The organism is Streptomyces sp. NPDC037083 (genome assembly GCF_055606485.1).
The window spans coordinates 134,233-150,472 of record NZ_JBVJSQ010000014.1 but is presented as its reverse complement, the minus strand read 5'-3'; the positions used below and the strand labels follow the sequence as shown (position 1 = coordinate 150,472).

Annotated in this window: 15 protein-coding genes and 2 pseudogenes; 6 read left to right on the top strand and 11 right to left on the bottom strand. The window is 68.9% G+C overall.

Going from position 1 to position 16,240, the window contains the following annotated elements:
- Positions 1-454 precede the first annotated feature (454 nt).
- The gene (locus ACZ7DE_RS32050) at positions 455-1,576 is read left to right on the top strand and encodes a PP2C family protein-serine/threonine phosphatase (protein ID WP_470767351.1); all 1,122 of its coding nucleotides are present in this window, start codon (positions 455-457) and stop codon (positions 1,574-1,576) included.
- 299 nt (positions 1,577-1,875) lie between these two features.
- On the opposite strand, the gene ACZ7DE_RS32045 is transcribed toward ACZ7DE_RS32050, so the two are convergent.
- Positions 1,876-2,298 (bottom strand): SRPBCC family protein, encoded by a 423-nt coding sequence (locus ACZ7DE_RS32045; RefSeq protein ID WP_470767349.1) that lies wholly within the window; start codon positions 2,296-2,298, stop codon positions 1,876-1,878.
- 934 nt (positions 2,299-3,232) lie between these two features.
- Positions 3,233-3,457 (bottom strand): hypothetical protein, encoded by a 225-nt coding sequence (locus ACZ7DE_RS32040; protein ID WP_470767347.1) that lies wholly within the window; start codon positions 3,455-3,457, stop codon positions 3,233-3,235.
- A gap of 147 nt (positions 3,458-3,604) precedes the next feature.
- Here ACZ7DE_RS32040 and ACZ7DE_RS32035 point away from each other — a divergent pair.
- Positions 3,605-3,792: pseudogene (locus ACZ7DE_RS32035) on the top strand (ISL3 family transposase); the annotation flags it as partial.
- A 32-nt stretch (positions 3,793-3,824) separates the two neighbouring features.
- Here ACZ7DE_RS32035 and ACZ7DE_RS32030 read toward each other — a convergent pair.
- The 3 genes from ACZ7DE_RS32030 to ACZ7DE_RS32020 form a co-directional block, all read right to left on the bottom strand.
- Positions 3,825-4,247, bottom strand: a complete 423-nt coding sequence (locus ACZ7DE_RS32030; RefSeq protein WP_470767345.1) for a hypothetical protein — start codon at positions 4,245-4,247, stop codon at positions 3,825-3,827.
- A gap of 31 nt (positions 4,248-4,278) precedes the next feature.
- Positions 4,279-4,545: an ATP-binding protein gene (locus ACZ7DE_RS32025; protein ID WP_470767343.1), complete on the bottom strand. Its 267-nt coding sequence runs from the start codon at positions 4,543-4,545 to the stop codon at positions 4,279-4,281.
- Positions 4,546-5,210: 665 nt separating this feature from the next.
- Positions 5,211-6,005: an alpha/beta fold hydrolase gene (locus tag ACZ7DE_RS32020; protein ID WP_470767341.1), complete on the bottom strand. Its 795-nt coding sequence runs from the start codon at positions 6,003-6,005 to the stop codon at positions 5,211-5,213.
- A gap of 140 nt (positions 6,006-6,145) precedes the next feature.
- Here ACZ7DE_RS32020 and ACZ7DE_RS32015 point away from each other — a divergent pair, with 140 nt between their 5' ends.
- Positions 6,146-6,772, top strand: coding sequence for a hypothetical protein (locus tag ACZ7DE_RS32015; RefSeq protein ID WP_470767339.1), 627 nt, complete (start codon positions 6,146-6,148; stop codon positions 6,770-6,772).
- Positions 6,773-7,018: 246 nt separating this feature from the next.
- Here ACZ7DE_RS32015 and ku read toward each other — a convergent pair whose 3' ends face one another.
- The 5 genes and pseudogenes from ku to ACZ7DE_RS31990 all read right to left on the bottom strand — a co-directional run bounded on the left by ku (position 7,019) and on the right by ACZ7DE_RS31990 (position 11,530).
- Entirely contained in the window at positions 7,019-7,984 is a 966-nt protein-coding gene (ku, locus tag ACZ7DE_RS32010; protein ID WP_470767337.1) for a non-homologous end joining protein Ku, read from the bottom strand.
- A gap of 36 nt (positions 7,985-8,020) precedes the next feature.
- A complete protein-coding gene (locus tag ACZ7DE_RS32005; RefSeq protein ID WP_470767335.1) occupies positions 8,021-8,254 on the bottom strand; it encodes a hypothetical protein in 234 nt (77 codons plus the stop codon).
- Positions 8,255-8,625: 371 nt separating this feature from the next.
- Positions 8,626-8,895: pseudogene (locus tag ACZ7DE_RS32000) on the bottom strand (lamin tail domain-containing protein); the annotation flags it as partial.
- 513 nt (positions 8,896-9,408) lie between these two features.
- Complete coding sequence (locus ACZ7DE_RS31995) at positions 9,409-10,149, bottom strand: hypothetical protein (protein WP_470767332.1); 741 nt, start codon at positions 10,147-10,149, stop codon at positions 9,409-9,411.
- Between the two features lie 802 nt (positions 10,150-10,951).
- On the bottom strand, positions 10,952-11,530 hold the full coding sequence (locus ACZ7DE_RS31990; protein WP_470767330.1) for a TetR/AcrR family transcriptional regulator: 579 nt from the start codon (positions 11,528-11,530) through the stop codon (positions 10,952-10,954).
- Between the two features lie 91 nt (positions 11,531-11,621).
- On the opposite strand from ACZ7DE_RS31990, the gene ACZ7DE_RS31985 reads away from it, so the two are divergent.
- The gene (locus tag ACZ7DE_RS31985; RefSeq protein WP_470767328.1) at positions 11,622-12,068 is read left to right on the top strand and encodes an anthrone oxygenase family protein; all 447 of its coding nucleotides are present in this window, start codon (positions 11,622-11,624) and stop codon (positions 12,066-12,068) included.
- A 266-nt stretch (positions 12,069-12,334) separates the two neighbouring features.
- Here the strand turns inward: ACZ7DE_RS31985 and ACZ7DE_RS31980 are convergent, their stop codons facing one another.
- Positions 12,335-13,822 (bottom strand): alpha/beta hydrolase family protein, encoded by a 1,488-nt coding sequence (locus ACZ7DE_RS31980; protein ID WP_470767578.1) that lies wholly within the window; start codon positions 13,820-13,822, stop codon positions 12,335-12,337.
- A gap of 358 nt (positions 13,823-14,180) precedes the next feature.
- Between ACZ7DE_RS31980 and ACZ7DE_RS31975 the strand changes: the two genes are divergently transcribed.
- Positions 14,181-15,470: a sensor histidine kinase gene (locus ACZ7DE_RS31975; protein ID WP_470767326.1), complete on the top strand. Its 1,290-nt coding sequence runs from the start codon at positions 14,181-14,183 to the stop codon at positions 15,468-15,470.
- The gene (locus ACZ7DE_RS31970) at positions 15,467-16,129 is read left to right on the top strand and encodes a response regulator (RefSeq protein WP_470767324.1); all 663 of its coding nucleotides are present in this window, start codon (positions 15,467-15,469) and stop codon (positions 16,127-16,129) included. The genes ACZ7DE_RS31975 and ACZ7DE_RS31970 overlap by 4 nt, the downstream gene beginning before the upstream one ends.
- The last annotated feature ends 111 nt before the right edge of the window (positions 16,130-16,240 follow it).

Below are 16,240 nucleotides of genomic sequence, written 5' to 3'. Positions count from 1 at the left end.
CGTTCGACCTGGGCCTCCCTGGTCAGCCTGGAGGGCGATGCTGACCAAGGTCATGGGCAGATCCGATGTCCGTGTCGCATTCCAGCCGTATGGTCACCCAGTGCGAGCCCGGCACGAGCCGGATGGCGGTCGAGTGCCGCAGGTCGCTCTCGAAACGGTGGATCACCCTGGCGGTGAGGTGCAGGCCGACGCCTTGGCCGGAGTGGGACTGCACGATCTCGGCTGTGGCTGAGCGCGAGGCCCGGCCGGTGCCGCAGCGGGGCCGGGCTTCCGAAAGGTCCGGCCGGCTCGCCGGTTGCGTCATGGCACGCGATGCCGTGGGTCATGACTTCATCATGGTGCGCTGAACGGACGACGGCGCCGAACTTCTCGAATCACCGCCCCGGCACAGCCCCCGCACCGGCCCCCGGAGCGGCGCATTCCGGTACGCGGAGGTAGGTGGAAGGCTTGATGCATGGCCCTTCGACCGTGGTTGGACTTTCGGCGTCCCTGGAGGCCGGGTCACTCACCCGCGCTGGCCGTGATCCCACTGGCACTGATCGTCACGGTCTGTGTGGTCGATGTGCTGTCTCCGCCGCACATCCATCTCGGGCCCTTGCTCGTGGCGGCGCCGGCGATCACCGTGGCGTTCGCCGGCGCCGGTGTGACGGCGCTGATGGGGGTTCTCGCGGTGGCGGCCCAGGTGCTGATCGGCTCGCTCAGAGGGGTTCTGGGGACCGCCAATATTCAGGCGCAGGTCGTTGCCCTGGTCGTGGTCTCCGTTGTCTGTGTCACCGTCTGCGTGGTGCGGGACCGGCGTGAGCAGCAGTTGCACCGGGTGCAGTCGGTGGCTGAGGCAGCGCAGAGTGTCCTGTTGCAGCCCCTGCCCGCACGCACCGGCCCGCTGCAGATCGCCGGCCTGTACCTGCCCGCCGAGGAAGAGGCCGACCTGGGCGGAGACCTGTACGCGGCCGCACGAACAGCTCACCACAGCACGCGGCTGCTCATCGGCGACGTACGCGGCAACGGCCTGGGCGCGATCAACAACTCCGCCCTACTGCTCGGCGCCTTCCGCGCAGCCGCACATCGACAGGCCACCCTCTCCCGCCTCGCCATCCACCTGGACGCCGCGTTCCGCTGGGACACCAGCCAGTGGCGATCACAGATGGAGCAGGACACCAACGAGGACTTCGCCACCGCCATGCTGCTCGACATCCCCGACCACGATCCAGTCGTCCACCTCATCAACTGCGGCCACCCACCGGCGCTCCTCCTGCGGGGAAAACGCCTCACCCCACTCACGCCCGAGGCGAGCCACCTCCCGATCGGATTCGGCGGACTCTTCGGCATCACCGCCTACGACGTCCAGACGTTCCCCTTCGAGGTCGGCGACCTGCTGCTCCTCTACACAGACGGCGTCATCGAAGCACGCAATGCCGGCGGCCTCTTCTACCCCTTCACTGAACGGGCGCCCGCGTGGACGAAGGACGACCCCGACGAACTGCTGCGCCACCTCCAGGACGACCTGCTGGCCCATGTCCACGGACACCTCGACGACGACGCGGCGGTCGTCGCAATCCGCCGCCTGGCCGTCTGATACCCGCCTGCCGTGGCGACACCAGCCGCTGGAGATCCCTCCTGGTGTCCTCCAACGTCCCCCGCCACAGGTCCCGATCCCTCGGGCGGACAAAGTCAACGCTCCACGCACTCAGCGAGACCCGAGCCACGCGAACCGTCGTCGCCCAGGCCACTGCCTTCCTGCGCGCCGGACTCGGAACCGGCTGAGGCACCCGCCAGACACCACTGAATCAGAACACGGCCCACCAGAATCGGGCGCGCCCGGATTGCGCAGCGGTCGCACCTGTTGTGGCGCAGTCTTGTGCATGAGCGGCGCGGCTACGTGGTGTGCAGCGGTTCCCTGAACGACTTACGGAACACCGGCCCGGCAAAGGGAATGATCGGGGACATCATCTTTGACTTGAACGAGGTGGGGTGCCGTTCGAGTGTGACGTCGACGCGGGTGCCGATATCCGTGGGAGCCATCTGAAACTGCCAGCCCCCGGGGCCGAAGGGCACCGAGTCACGCGTGGTGACGGTGACCCTGTTCGTCGAGGGGTCCCACTCGTAGCGTGCGCGCTCCCACGACTTATCGTTCCCCTCGGTCACCTCCGCCCAGGTATCGCCCCGCTCGTGGACCTGGAAGTGCTCGGCATCGATGGAGGGCCACTCCTCGACACGGGAGGGGCTGAAGTTCGTCAGCACGCCCATCACCTCATCCGGGCTCATCGAGGAGTTCACGTGGAAGTGTAGGGATGGCATGACGTACTCCCTGGGTTCGAGAAGACCGTTGTCTGTCGGGGGCCTCGGCACCGAGGCCGTGCCTGGCTCGCTTCGCCGACGCTGGTTCGCAGACCCGGCCCCGCTGCTTGCAGGGCCTCGGCCTCGTAATGGCCTGACTGGGCAGGTTCACTGACCTGAACGTCCACCTTCCAGACTGCACCTTCGCCCAGCACTGCGCACCAGCAGGTTCCCGGCCCGCACCGGTGTGATGGTGTCCGGACCATCGGGAACCTGTGCCCCGTGTGACCGTCGGAACCGGACCTCCATGCCGACGTCGGTGCGGCCAGTGCGGCGCCGGCGAACGAGGCGAGAGCGGAGGCTGCCGTGCTGGGCGCGGCGAGTCGTCCCGATCGACACGCTGCCCGTCGCCACGGAAGACCGCACCGGGTACCAGCGCGAAACATCGTTCGGGGGCTGGATCGACGCCGACCGCGACGTTGCCCCGGCCCGGCAGGAGGTGCACCTGGCAGAAGCCTCGAGCCGCCGGCGGTAGGCGAACGCTGCACCCTCACCGGGGGTCTTTGCTACTCCTGGTACGACGACACCGGCCAACCACCTGGACGACGATCGCCACCTGGTGGCGGTCAGCCAGCGCTCCAACCGGCAGAAGTCCGACCAGGACGTCACCTCCTGGATCGTGCCCGACAACCCTACCCAGCGGTGCCGCTACCTGGCCGACCAAGTCGCCGTGAGACTCGGGTGGGACCTGAGCGTGGACCCGGCCGAACAGGCAGTCATGCACGACATCGCAGGCGAATGCCCCGGCACCGAGGTCACCGTCAGCCCCCGTCCTCTGGCCCGGGCGCCGTGTCGGTCCCGTCACCGGGAGAGGGCGGAACCCCAGTCCAGCTCGCGTGAGGGTCGCCCGTCGGGAGGCTTGCTGGCCTGCCGACGGGATGCGTGCCTGCGACCTCTACTTGGTGATGCCGTATTTCCTCAGAATGCCTTCTGCAATCGCGACGAGTTCGCTGAGACCGGCGCCCAGCGGCTCTTCGGCGGCCTGGGCGGGGGCCGCCGGGGCGCCGTTGAGGGACTTGGGGGACAACGGGGTTTCGGGTGCGGTGGCCTGGGCGGGAGTCGCCAGGAGCAGGGGCATGGCCGTGAGGGCGATGGCCCCGAGTACGGTGCGTGGCTTCATGCCGTGATCAACGGTCCAGGGGATCACGAGATACGCACCCCGCCATCCGATTGGCCAGATGCCGCCGGCCCAGGCGCCTCGGTACCGCTCTCGTCTGGATACTGCCAGTGCCGACTGCGCTGAGGCTGATGGTTCTGGGCTGTGCGCGAGCTTCCCCGCCTCCACACCTTCGTCAACCGCCTCGAACGGGACTTGGCCGCTGTCACCGGCGGCCTCACGCTGCCGTGGAGCTCCGGCGTCGTCAAAGGCCACGTCAACCGAACCAAATGATCAAGCGTCAGGTGTACGGCCGGGCCGGCTTCGGCCTGCTGCGGAAGCGAGTGCTGCTTGCTTGACCACAGTTCTGTCGCTCGACGAGCGGGGCCGTTCAGCTGATCGCGAGCGGCGCGGGATCCAGGCCCAGCTTGTTCCGACATGCGCCGACGGCCCGCGTGACCCAGGCGGTCACAGCGTCGTGATCTGCCGCAATCGTGCGAAGCTCACGCGCCTTCTCCTGGGCTTCGACCATCCACGGAGCCAGCGCGTCCTCTCGAAGGATTCGCTCGAAGTGATCGCGGGCCGCGTCCGGGTCCCCGGCCAGAGCGGCCGCGATCCCAGAGTCGAAGCTGTCCCAGAGGAATCCCCGCCGCACTGGCCTCGACGTCAGGTACCGGGTGACGTCCGGCAGTGCCGGGAACTTCTCCCTCAGCGCGGTCACGTTCGCAGCCGCCTGCCGACTGAGTTCGAGTGCCAGCGGCGTGAACTGCTCCTGGGTGCGAAACAGCTCGGAGCCGATCCGGACTGCGTCCAAAGCACCGGACTGCGATCTGCCATGACCGGCATTATCGACTGTCCCACCGACACACCGCCTGCTCGATCAACAGGTCCTCGGTGACGGCCTTGACGATCTCCAAGCCATGCTGGCCGACCCTGTCGGGATCGGCGGCCCGGGTCGCGGGCACGATGGGTTCGCTGTCCCACACGACGACGTCCACGGCATGGGCGTTGATGCGCAGTTCCATCAGGACGGGGCCGGGGGCGTACTTGAGGGCGTTCGTGACCAGCTCGCTGACCACCAGCTGGGTGAGGCCCCTGGCCCGTGAGGGCACGGGCAGGTGAGGGTCGCCATGGGTCTGGTCGAGGAAACGCCTGCCCCGGACCGGACCAGCAAGACACCCCCAGTATGGCGCGAAGATCACACAACGGTCTCGGGGAGCTCTTCGCCGACCACTGTCGGCGAAGAGCCGCGAGAGGCTGTCTCCCCAACCCCTCCCCTGCCGAGTCGCCCATACCTCCACGCTCACACTCGCTGCGGCGGCTGCGGTGTCTGTCAGGGTGAGCACTTGTTTCTGACGGTCAGGCCGCATCCCCACCGCACCGGCCATGGCCGCCTCCTGGACGGCCAGCCCTGTGGTGCACCCGTTTGCCGACGCCAGGCGCTCTGCCCACGGGCAACGATCGCCTGGCGAGTTGCCAGAGGACGCCGGTCTCACGTCGCTACACCTGCGAGCGAGCCCGCGGATCAGAACAGGCACCAACCGCCCGAGCGCATCTGCATAGGTGGTCCGGAATGTCGTCCTGGTCGAGTGCCGCTGCACGGCCACGTCCAGCTCCCGTCCGACCGACTCCGCCAGTGGCTACTCCAGCACCCCAGCCGATCACCCTCTCAGCGACCGTGTGCAGCTTGATGTGGACGGACGAGCATCAGTGAAAATCCGTCACAAGCTGTTCTGTGTGGTGGCCTCGGGCCGGTTGGGGCGGCCGCGGATCGACGTTAGACCGCGGCGAGGAAGCCGCGGACCGCGGCCGTGAAGCCAGCTGGGTCGTTGGCGTAAACGAAGTGGTCCGTCTCCAGCTCGACGAGGCGGGTGCCGGGCCGCCGGGCGACCATCTGCTCGGCCTGCTCCGCGGACAGCACACCACCCTTGGTACCGCGCACCAGCAGCGCCGGGCAGTCAGAGCCGGTCCAGTCGGCCCAGTGGTCGCCGTGCACCTTGTCCTCGGAGTCGTAGATGTCACGGGGGTGAAAGTGCAGGCACCAGGCGCCGTCCGGCCGCTCGCGGACAGCGGACTCGAGATGCGAGGCGAACGGGCCGAGCTGCGCCACGAGCGCCTGGCGGCTGGGAGCGGTGCCGTCCGGCAGGTTCAGGACGAAGGCCAGCGGATTGCTTCCGTCCAGGCCGAGCTCGGCGCAGCCCTCGGCGTTGATCAGCGCGGTCACGCGTTCGGGGTGGCGGGCGGCGAACTGGTAGGCGTTGATCGCGCCGAGGGAGTGGCCGAGGAGGACTGCTCGGTCCAGGCGCAGGTGGTCCATGAGGGCTTCCAGGTCGGTGAGGTAGCCCTCCCGGCTGTAGTCGGCCGCGCGATCGGAGTCGCCGTGGCCGCGCTGATCGGGGGCTATGAGCCGCCAGTCCGGGGCGAGGCGGCCGGCGAGATCGGCGTACGACATGCCCTCGGACATGTGCCCGTGCAGGGCGATCAGCGGGAGGCCCGGGCCGCCGAAGTCCACGTAGGAGAGAGAGCGGCCGTCGATGGTGAGCGCGGAGCGCTTGGCGGTGTCGGTGGTCATGGGATCACCGTAAACCACATCTATACGTTTGTACAATACGCTCGTGTAAGACGATCGTATGAATCTCGGTGTTCTCGGCGCTCTATGAGCTAGGGCCCCGCTAACGTGGTGACGAGGTTCGGGGACCGCAGGGGGGATCCATGGACAGCGACCAGTCCCGGTCGAAGGGCGGAATCCGGCCGGACAAACCGGACGACGAGCGGTCCGGATCGGCGCGGCGACTGGTGGTTCTGGCCGCGATGGTGCTTGGCGCCTGGGGCGCGGTCGTGTCACTCGCCCTCCTCGTGGCGATGTTCCACGGGCACTGCGGCATGGGCGGCCGGTGCGGGGACAGGGGGCGCTATGCAACAGGGCCATGGGGGGTCGTTGCCGCGCTCTTCCTCGCCGGCTGGAAGCAGCCACGCAACCGTCACATCGGGCCGCAGCCCTTCATCGCCATCCTCTACGCGCTGGTGGCGGGCGCCGTCGTGGTCTTCGCTTGGCCAGCCCTCTCCCCGGCGTTCCCTTGGCCCTGGCGGGTGTTCACGGGCCTGCTCGCGCTGCTTGCGGCAGGCCTCCTTGGATGGTTCGTCCACCAGACGGTGAAAAACGGAGTGTGGGAGGTGGTGCGCCGTATTTTCTGGCTGCAGAGCAGTGAGCACGTCGGAAAGCGCCACACCTACCGCTACCCGCGTACTCGAGACGAACGGGTCGCCGCGGCAGTGATGGCCGGCCACATCGTCATCGGGCTCGGCGCGGGGACGGCCCTGGGATTCGCCTTCCTGTAGTCCGTAGCCGCGGCCGAACTCCCCACCGACCGCGACGGACGACTTACCGAGGCACTGTCGCGCGGTGCGCGGGGCCGATCTCCGGCGTCAGACGGCCGCCTCCCGCGTGACCGTCCCACCCTCCTCCGCTACCGTGCGCACTCCGCCACGGTAACCGGCCGGGGGCGGGCTCCCGTCCCGGCTCGGGGGAAACACGGAACGGGAGCCCTGCCTCCATGTTCCTCGCACCGCGGCCGTATGGCTGCGTCACGCGCTGCGCGGTCTGCGCGCCGGCGTCTTCTTCGCAGTCTTCTTGGCAGCCGCCGTCTTCTTCGCGCCGGCCGTCGCCGTGGTCTTCTTGGCCGGCGTCTTCTTCGCGTTCTTCGTGGCGGCCGTCTTCTTCTTCGGCTGTTCCAGGTCGTGGACGTCGGCTCCGGCATCGTCCGTCTCGCCGCGGGAGGCCTGCGCCTTGCGCACCGACTCCTGCAGCGCGGCCATCAGGTCGAGGACCTGGCCCTGTTCCTTCGGCTCCGGCGCCTCAGGCAGCGGCCTGTCCTCCCGCTTGGATTCGATGATCTTCGCTATGGCCTCGGTGTAGGAGTCGCGGAACTCCTCCCCCTCCAAGTCCTGGCGGGTCATGGTCTCCATCAGCGCCAGCGCGCCCTCGATCTCGTCCTCGGACACCTCCACAGGCGGTGGCAGCAGCTCGGCGGGGTCACGGATCTCGTCCGGCCAGCGCATCGCGTGCAAAACGATCGCATCCCCGCGCACCCGCAGCAGACCCAGGCGCTCGCGCCCCGACCACGCGTACTTGGCGACCGCCACCTTCGCCGAACGCTCCAGCGCCTGGCGCAGCAGCTTGTACGGTTTCGCCGCGACCTGCCCGCCGGGCTGCAGGTAGTAGCCCTCCCCGATCCTGAGCGGGTCCACCGACTCCAACGGCACGAACGCCTCGATCTCGATCGCCTTGGCCGTCGGCAGCGGCAGGTCGCGCAGTTCTTCGTCCGTGATGGGGATGACCTGGGTCTTGGTGAGTTCGTAGCCCTTGCCGATCTCGGACTGAGAGACCTCGCGGTCCTCGATCTCGCACATCTTGCGGGTGCGGATCCGGCCCATGTCCTCCAGGTGGTACTGGTGGAAATGGATGCTGTGGTCCTCGGTCGCACTGACCACGTTGATCGGAACCGTGACCAGGCCGAAGCTGATCGCGCCGGACCAAATCGTTCGGGGCACTGCACACCTCCACCGCCGGCCCCGAGCACCTCCAGCCTAATTCCCATGGAAGGACAGCCGGGCCAGCAGGATCGGGCTTGGTGCTTCGAACAGCGGGACCGTCACGCCTTTTCCCATGCGTGGCCTGTAGGCCTCAGCGGAGAGCAGCGGGCGGTCCTGCGCTTCATTGGTGGTGGTCAGGCGGGCGCCGATCGGATGGCTAACGTCAACCAGGGCAGCAAGCACTCCTACGAGACTGGCGACGGCCAGCGCCTCTCTGGCGACCACCACTCGATCAACCGTGGTGCGCTGCGTGGGCACCGGGTGGACATCTCACGTCGACCAGGCACTCCCATGGCCTCTTACGAGACCGCTGGCCCCCGGTGTCCTCGGAGCACACCACGGCGTGGCAGGCGTTAGCGCCCACGGGCATCGAGCGGTCGATTTTGTTTCACGCCTCCCTCTGAGGGTTGATAGGAAGATCGCTCGCCGCCCGGCGCCTCCAGACGTCAACACCCACCGTTGATCACTCGTGGAGTTGGTGGTGCGAGCCCGCGGCACCGTGACCTCTTGTGAAGCCCGAGCCCTTGAGTTCCTGCCAAGACCGAGGCCCGCGAGGCGAGCTGGTGCCACGAACAGCTACTGAGGTGGCGGATCAGCCGTCGGCCCTCACCGGTGTGGACACGGACCGTGGCACGGCCCGCCAGACGGTAGTCCTCGAGGGTCCAGCCGTCGAGGTTGACCGTGTGACGGGTGGTGTTGGTCAGCTCCACTCACTCCTTGTTCAGCGAGCGGTTGGAGCGGTCGTCACGGCCCGGGAAGCCGTACTGGACGGCAGAAATCTCCACCTTCGCCCGCGGCCCACGCGCGTGGTCGGCCGCGAGCGCAGCAGCGGCCAGACGACGGGCAGTGACAGAAACAGAAACGGACAAGAGTGCCCCAGATGGCACGGGCACCCCCGCCGGCGGCCTTCACGGCCGCCGCAGGGCGGTGCGGTCTGCGGGTGACGGCCGGGCTGGCCGCGCTCACACACTCTGTCCACGCCGTGCGGGAGTTGGGAGGGAAAATGAACTGTGTTACCTGTTGCCCATATTTCTGTAACTCTCGACTACATTCTCCATCTATGCCGATCGTGCACGAGGTTGACGAGGCAACAGCCCCTGACCTCTTGCAGCAGTTGACCGCGTCCCCGAGATCGCCACGCCACCCCAGCGCCGTGCGGAACGTCACCCGAAAGTGAGTAACAACCGCCCGCCAGGCCAGGCTGCGCGCTACGTGTAGAGAGGTGCACAGCGCCGTGTTTGGACGCTCAGTGATTCCCTAGACCTGACAAGAGGCCCAGGGTGGCGGGTCGCGAGCGTGGTGACTCGGAGCGGTGACCGTGCGTCAAGATTCCTGAGGCCTCAGACGGTTGCTTCTGTCTCTCCGGGGTGCGTACGCGTTCATCAGATGGAGCCGAGTGCGTGGGCCAGCCTGTCGCTCTGCTCTCGGGTGAGGCCCTGGGTCAGGCGAGTGCCGCACCGCGGACTCAGGAGTCCGTCGCACTGCAGAATTGCGGGAAAGGGCTCCTGGCTGTCTGAGAGCGGGGAGGCTGCGGGGAAAGTCCACTCGGCCGGCTCCCACAAGGGATGGTCCGCCAGGAGCGCTTCTGCGAGGCCGAGGGTATCGGGCAGGCCCGCGTGCGCCAGGGCGTCGCTCAGTATCTCTGCGGCGTCCTCGGGCAGGTGCTGATCGCCCAAGGCGGGCAGCAGAAGGAGCAGCCGTGTGTGTTTGTCGTGGACTCCCGCGGCGTCGAGGTCGGGCGTTCGGGCGATGTGCGTGAGTTCACTCCAGGAGAGTCCCGGGCCGGCCGGGTGGCCGCCAAGGGTTGCCAGATGGCCATGCCGTCCCCAGTCGGGGTGAGTGATGAGGTACTCCGTTCCCGGGTCCTCGCGGAGGTTGCAACTGAGGACCACCGCTGTGTGGCCGCCGGCGAGCGGGATCCGGAAGACGGGCCACCGGTCTTCCTTGCTCAATGCTTCCCAGGCCGCAGCGGCGTCAGCTTCATCCACACCGAACCATTCCGGCACGGCGTCGTAGTCCCGGGTATCGCCCAGCCACATCAGATAGGCCGCCCAGAACCCCTGCAGCTCGAGCAACTCCTCCCCCGCTGCAAGAGGGGCGTTCTCGAATCCCTGTATCAGCACCGGTCCAGCCTCTCAGCTGCCTGAGACAATCGCTGCGGCGCACTCTGGCCCCCGCCCCGCGAAAGCAGCGGGCTGAGAATCGCGTTTCCTACGTCCACGGCTCCGTGCCTGAGAGAGTGGCGTTCCTGGAAATCACCGGCGGGCGGCCGTCGCACGCGGGTCGCGGGAGCTGGAGGACGGTCTCGGCGGCGCATGCGGCACCGCTGTACCGGCGGCGGCGACAGGCTCCGGTCGCGCGGGCGGAGGCGGTAGTCCAGCATGCCCGTCGTCCCTACTGCGGGCCGAGGGACGCGCATCCCATGTCGCGGGGGCCGACATGGCTCCGCAGCGCTCCCACGATCGGCCGGGCCGAGCCGGGAGTCGACTGACGCGTGGCCATGCTCGTGGGAGTCACGTCCACCATCGATGTCACATGACGTCAGAACGGAACAGGCCAGCCCTCCGCCCCGTGTCGCCTCGACCGCCATGGTGAGCGGACGGGACTAGTGGTGTGCGTGCCCCAGGACAGCGCTGCGCGTCGGAGGCTGCCGCACGGGCAGCCGCCTCCGGGATCACCCGGCATCGGTATGCGCCCAGAGCGAGCTCAGCTGTCACAGGAAGCTCGCCACCATCGCAGCCTGCCCAGCAATGATCTCCTGGACCAGCCCGGCGACGTCCTCCCCATCCAGGCCGACTGTTTCCGCGGGCGCGGCCAGATGCGGCGATCTGTGGCTGCGCCGCTGGCGCGTGTGCGAGCAAAAGCGATGCCGTGGATGCGGCGGGCGGGCCGGGAAGGATTCCGGCCGCCCACCCGGAAAGTGCATCAGACCACGGCGAGCCGGTCCACCAGCAGTTCCACCCGCCGCTCGGCGTCCCCGGGCGGCAGACGTCCCGCCCGGGTCAGGGTCGCCAGTCCGTGCAGGGCCGCCCAGAACACCTCGGTGAACAGTCCCGGGTGGACACCGTCCCCGGCGACCTCGCCAAGGCTTTCCAGCAGGGCGGCGAAGGCGTCCTTCAGCGGCTCCGGGGTGTCCTCCTTCGCGAACGCCAGTCCGCCGTCGAGCTGGAACATCGCGTCGTAGACCGCCGGGTTGCGTTCGGCGAAGTCGAGGTAGGCCCGGGCGAGAGCGGTGACTCGGGCGCGCGGACCGTCCGCAGCCGAAGCCGCGGCCCGCACCGCGGCCGCCATCTCGGCGGCACCTTCCAGGGCGACGGCGCCGATGATCTCGCGCTTGCCGCGGAAATGGCTGTAGAGGACGGGTTGGCTGTACTCGATGCGCTCGGCGAGCCGACGGGTGGTTACCGCCTCCCAGCCCTGCTGCTCGGCGAGTTCGCGGGCCGTCGCCACGATGAGGCGCTCGCGGACCGCCCGTTCGCGCTCCTTGCGTTCCTGTACCGACATAACCCGATCCTAGCATCGCTAGACAATCGAGCGGCAGCGGTACTAGCGTTGCCTCACCAGCTAGCAGTGCTAGATCCTTGGAGGGGTCGCCATGCTCAGCGCACTCGAAATCGTCACCACCGTGATCGTCGGCCTGATGGTCGGAGTGGAGTTCTCCGTCGCCTTCGTCATGAACCCGATCTTCAACGCACTCCCCGAGGACAGCGACCAACTCGCCCGCGCCCACGGCGGCCGGATGCTCGGCGCCGTCATGCCGGTCTGGTACATCGGCTCGCTCGTCCTCAGCGCGGTCTGGGCCATCGCCGGACGGCACCACGACGGCACAGGCCTCGTCGTCACCGCCGGCGCGCTGCTGATCCTCAGCGTGATCATGTCGCTCCTGCTGCTCGTCCCGATCAACAACCGGAACAAGACATGGACCCCCGAGAACCGGCCCGCCGACTGGAAGCAGCAGATGAACCGCTGGGACCGCTTCCACTACATCCGCGTCGCCGTCATCATCGCGGCCTTCACCCTGCTCGTCGCCGCCCTCGCCTGACCCCGCCGACCGACACCACGCCGGCAGCGCACAATCCCCAGCCCCGCAGACGCAAACCGGCACCCAAAGTCCTTCACCCCCCTGCAGAACGCATCAACTCCCCCTCGCCCCGACAACTCGACCGGCAGGTACGCAACATCCCTTCGCCACAGGCGACGTCTGGAAGGCAAGCCGTCCCTGAAGCGCCGTCCGCGGCGGGGGCGGCGCCGCGGACCGTACTCCGGCCGGCGAGGGAACGGCCGTGCGGTCGGCCGCGGATCAGCTGATCATCGGCCGTTGTCCGGGTGGTAGACGCTGAGGTCGCCGTAGGCCGACAGAACGCCGGCCAGGTCTGCGGGTCTGTGCCGCAGGGTGGTGTCCAGGAAGGCGAGAGTGGTTGCGGCGACGAGGTGCGGGCTCCCTGTGCGGCCCAGGGAGCCGACTATCGAGGGCACAGGCGGCAGGTACAGGGGGCCGTCCATGAAGGTGAGGTGCGCGGCGCCGGGGATGGTGAGCCGGTAGCTCGTCGCGGTGCTGAGCCCCAGGGCCTTGGTGAGGCGGGGCATGTAGTGCGGGTCGGTTCCGGGGGTGATGGCCTGGGTGAGCGCGAGCGCCGGCTGGTGGAGGGAGGGGGAAGCGGGGCCGTGGGGGTAGCCGTCCAGATCTATGACGGCGTCGAACCGGTGGTCCTGCCGGGCGGCCTGCAGGGCGGCAGCACCACCCATGGAGTGGCCGGTGACCGCGACTCGTCCGGTGTCCAGGCGCCCGGTCAGCGGGCCGGCCATCTCACCTCGGTCCAGACGTTCCAACTGGGTGAGGACGAAGCTGAGGTCGGCGGCCCGAACAGCCGTCCAGCCGGCCGCCAGCTTGTCGTCCTTGTCCCGGTCGCCGGTGGAGACGGTCCTGGTGCGAATCGTTCGGCCGTCGGTGAGGACGACGGCGGCGCAGTCGTACGGGTGGTCGACGGCGGCGACCAGATAGCCGTGACTGGCCAGTTCCTCCGCCCAGGCCGTGTTCTGGGTGCGCACTCCGCCCGATCCGGGAGAGAACAACACGACCGGGAACCGTCCGCCCCCGTCCGCCACCGCGGCGTTGAAGACCGCATGGGTGCGGGCACGTGGGACGCCGTCGACCAGGAAGCCGGGCAGGCCGACCGCGCGGGCGAGGGCGTCGGAGACGGTGCGCGCCTCGTGCTCCGTGCGTCCGAGATACCGGGCCCGCTGCGTGCCTGCGGAGCTCTTCTGCGCGGGATACCAGAGCTGGACCACGACCGTGCGCCCATCGTGCGGATCGGCGGTGAAGGTCTCGGGGCGCCGCGGGTCGGTCCACTGCACCACACGGGTGCCGACCGCGAAACGGCCCGACGGCTCGGGGAACACAGGGACAGGAAAGGCCCAGGCGGCCACCGGCCCCATGGCCATCAGACCGACGCAGGCCACCGACCCGGGCAAGGCCAGCCACCACCGGGCCCGCCACACCCGCCGGCCGGCACGGCGTCGCAGCAAAGGAGACAGGGCGAACGGCAACACGACGGCAGCGCCTGCCAGTACCGGCAGCATCTGCCACCGGATCCCGACCACACCCAGCACGATCGCCGACAGCACGAACACCGCCCCCGCCGCGATCGTGACGCGTCGGCGGGCAGCCGGAAGCCAGCGCGCCACCGCCAGCGCGACGGCACCCAGCAGGACAACGAATTCCAGAGGGGACATGTACAGCCCCGCGATGATCTCGGTCACCCGGCCATCCTCAGGGCGGGGCACGCGCTGCCACATCGACCCCGAGTGGCCCTCGCATGCCACCGCAGTCGCAATCCCAGGCATGCCCCGATGCGACCACAGTCGCATCCAGGAACCTCCACCGTGCAACCGCAGTCGCACTCGAGCACGCCAGGTGAACGACCGCCTTGCGACCCCGGAAGGTAGCCGGACTCCTCCTGCAGTCGTACGTGCCCGCGGTGCCATCAGACGGTGGACTCATGTGCTTCGCACGCCCGCAGGCCTACCGTTGCAGGGCCGCGGTTCACGGCGGGGAGCGCGGGGTGTGCGCTCCTTGCACTCGACCCGGCTCCGGCTGTACGCGGTCGCGGCCCCCGGCGGGGGCACCATGACGCCGAATCGACAGGGACGTGTGATGACCGAGGCGCCCGCAGAGCGCGGCAATGCCCACCCGGTGCGCCACCGGCACCACGAGCGACGGACGAGGACAGCCGTACATCTGGCACGGTACGACGGCGCGGCCTGCGTGCGAGCGGCGCGACTGCTCACAGCCGCCCGGCGCTGGAGCCTCCAGCCGCCCCCCATGGTGCGGGACTCGACTCTGCCGGCGCTGCTCCTGCTCCACATCATCACCACGCGCACGCCGCAAGAGCTGCCGGTGGCCGTGGCCCTCACCGCAGCCCTTGCGCTGCCCCTGCTGTGGCGGCGCCGGGCCCCGCTCACGGTGTTCGCCGCTGTGACAGCCGCGGCCTTCGTCCAGTGGCTGATGAACGTCCAACTACCGGCGGACATCGCCTTGCTGGTGGCCCTTTACACAGCAGCCGCCCACTCAGGCACGCGCGGCACGCTGGTCGCCGGTGCCATCGTGGAGGGCGGGGCCCTGCTGGCCTGCCTGCGCTGGGCGACGGAAGGTGCGTTCCTGGCCCCCTTCGTCGCGGTCAGCGCCACGGTCGTCGCCACCGCCGTCCTGGGCGTGAACGTGCGAACCACGCGCGCCTATCTCACGGCCCTGCAGGAACGGGCCGCACGCCTGGAACAACAACACGACCAGCAGGCACAACTGGCCGTCGCCGAGGAGAGGACACGTATCACCCGGGAGATGCACGACATCGTCACCCACAACCTGTCCGTCATGGTCGCGCTCACCGACGCCGCGGTCTACGCGCAGCACCGCTCACCCGACAAGGCCACCACCGCGATGCTCCAGATCTCCGAGACGGGCCGGCAGGCCCTGACCGACATGCGGCGCTCCTTGGGCGTCCTGCGGACCGACGAACCAGAGGCGGAACGCCACCCGCTGCCCGGCATCGCCCAACTGCAGACCCTCGCCGACCAGATGTGCGCCGCCGGCCTGCCGACCCGCGTCGAGATCCAAGGCGGCCACACCCGCATACCCGCCACCGCACAGCTGACCGTCTACCGCCTGGTACAGGAAGCCTTGACCAACACCCTCAAGCACACACCCACCGGCACCCACGCCAAGGTCCGAATCCAGTGCTCAACCGAGACCGTCACCGTGGACATCACCGACAACGGTCCCCACCCGCCACTACCCGGCACCACACCAGGCGGCCACGGCATCCCCGGCATGCGCGAGCGCTCGGCCGCCTACGGGGGAACGTTGCAGGCCGGACCGCTCCCGGGCGGCGGCTGGAAAGTCCACACCCGCCTCTTCCTCGACACCAGCAAGGCGGCGTCCGCATGACGATCCGCATCCTGATCGCCGACGACGAAGCACTGCTCCGCATGGCCTTCAGCACAGTCCTGGAAGCCCAGCCCGACATGGCACCCGTCGGCGAAGCCGCGGACGGCATCCAGGCCATACGCCTCGCCCGGGAACTGCGCCCCGACGTCGTCCTCATGGACGTCCGGATGCCCGGAACCGACGGAATCGAGGCGACCGGGCAGGTCATCCGGATCTCCCCGCAGAGCAAGGTGCTCCTCCTCACCACCTTCGACCTGGACGAATACGCCTTCGCCGGACTCAACGCCGGAGCCTCCGGCTTCCTGCTCAAGAACACCAGACCCGAAGACCTGCTCACCGCGATACGCAGAGTGGCAGCGGGCGACGCGGTGGTCTCCCCGCGGATCACCCGCCGCCTGCTGGACGACCTCCGCCCGCACATCCCCGACGGCAGCAGCGCCGACCGCGACGACCGGCTGAGCCGGCTCAGCGCCCGTGAGCGCGAGGTCCTCGTCCAAGTGGGCCACGGTCTGTCCAACACCGAGATCGCGGCCACCCTGTACCTCGCGGAAGCGACCGTGAAGTCCCATCTGGGGCGAATCCTGCACAAGCTCGAACTCCGCGATCGGATACAGGCCGTGATCTTCGCCTACGAAAGCCGCCTCATCCACCCCGCATGACGGCCCCAGCCCGCGGCCCACGGCGATGTCCCCACCCCGGGCGTCACCAGCCCTCCACGATCGCCAGACGCAGCCATAGCAAGATGACGACAAGTACGGCCCCGCAGCACA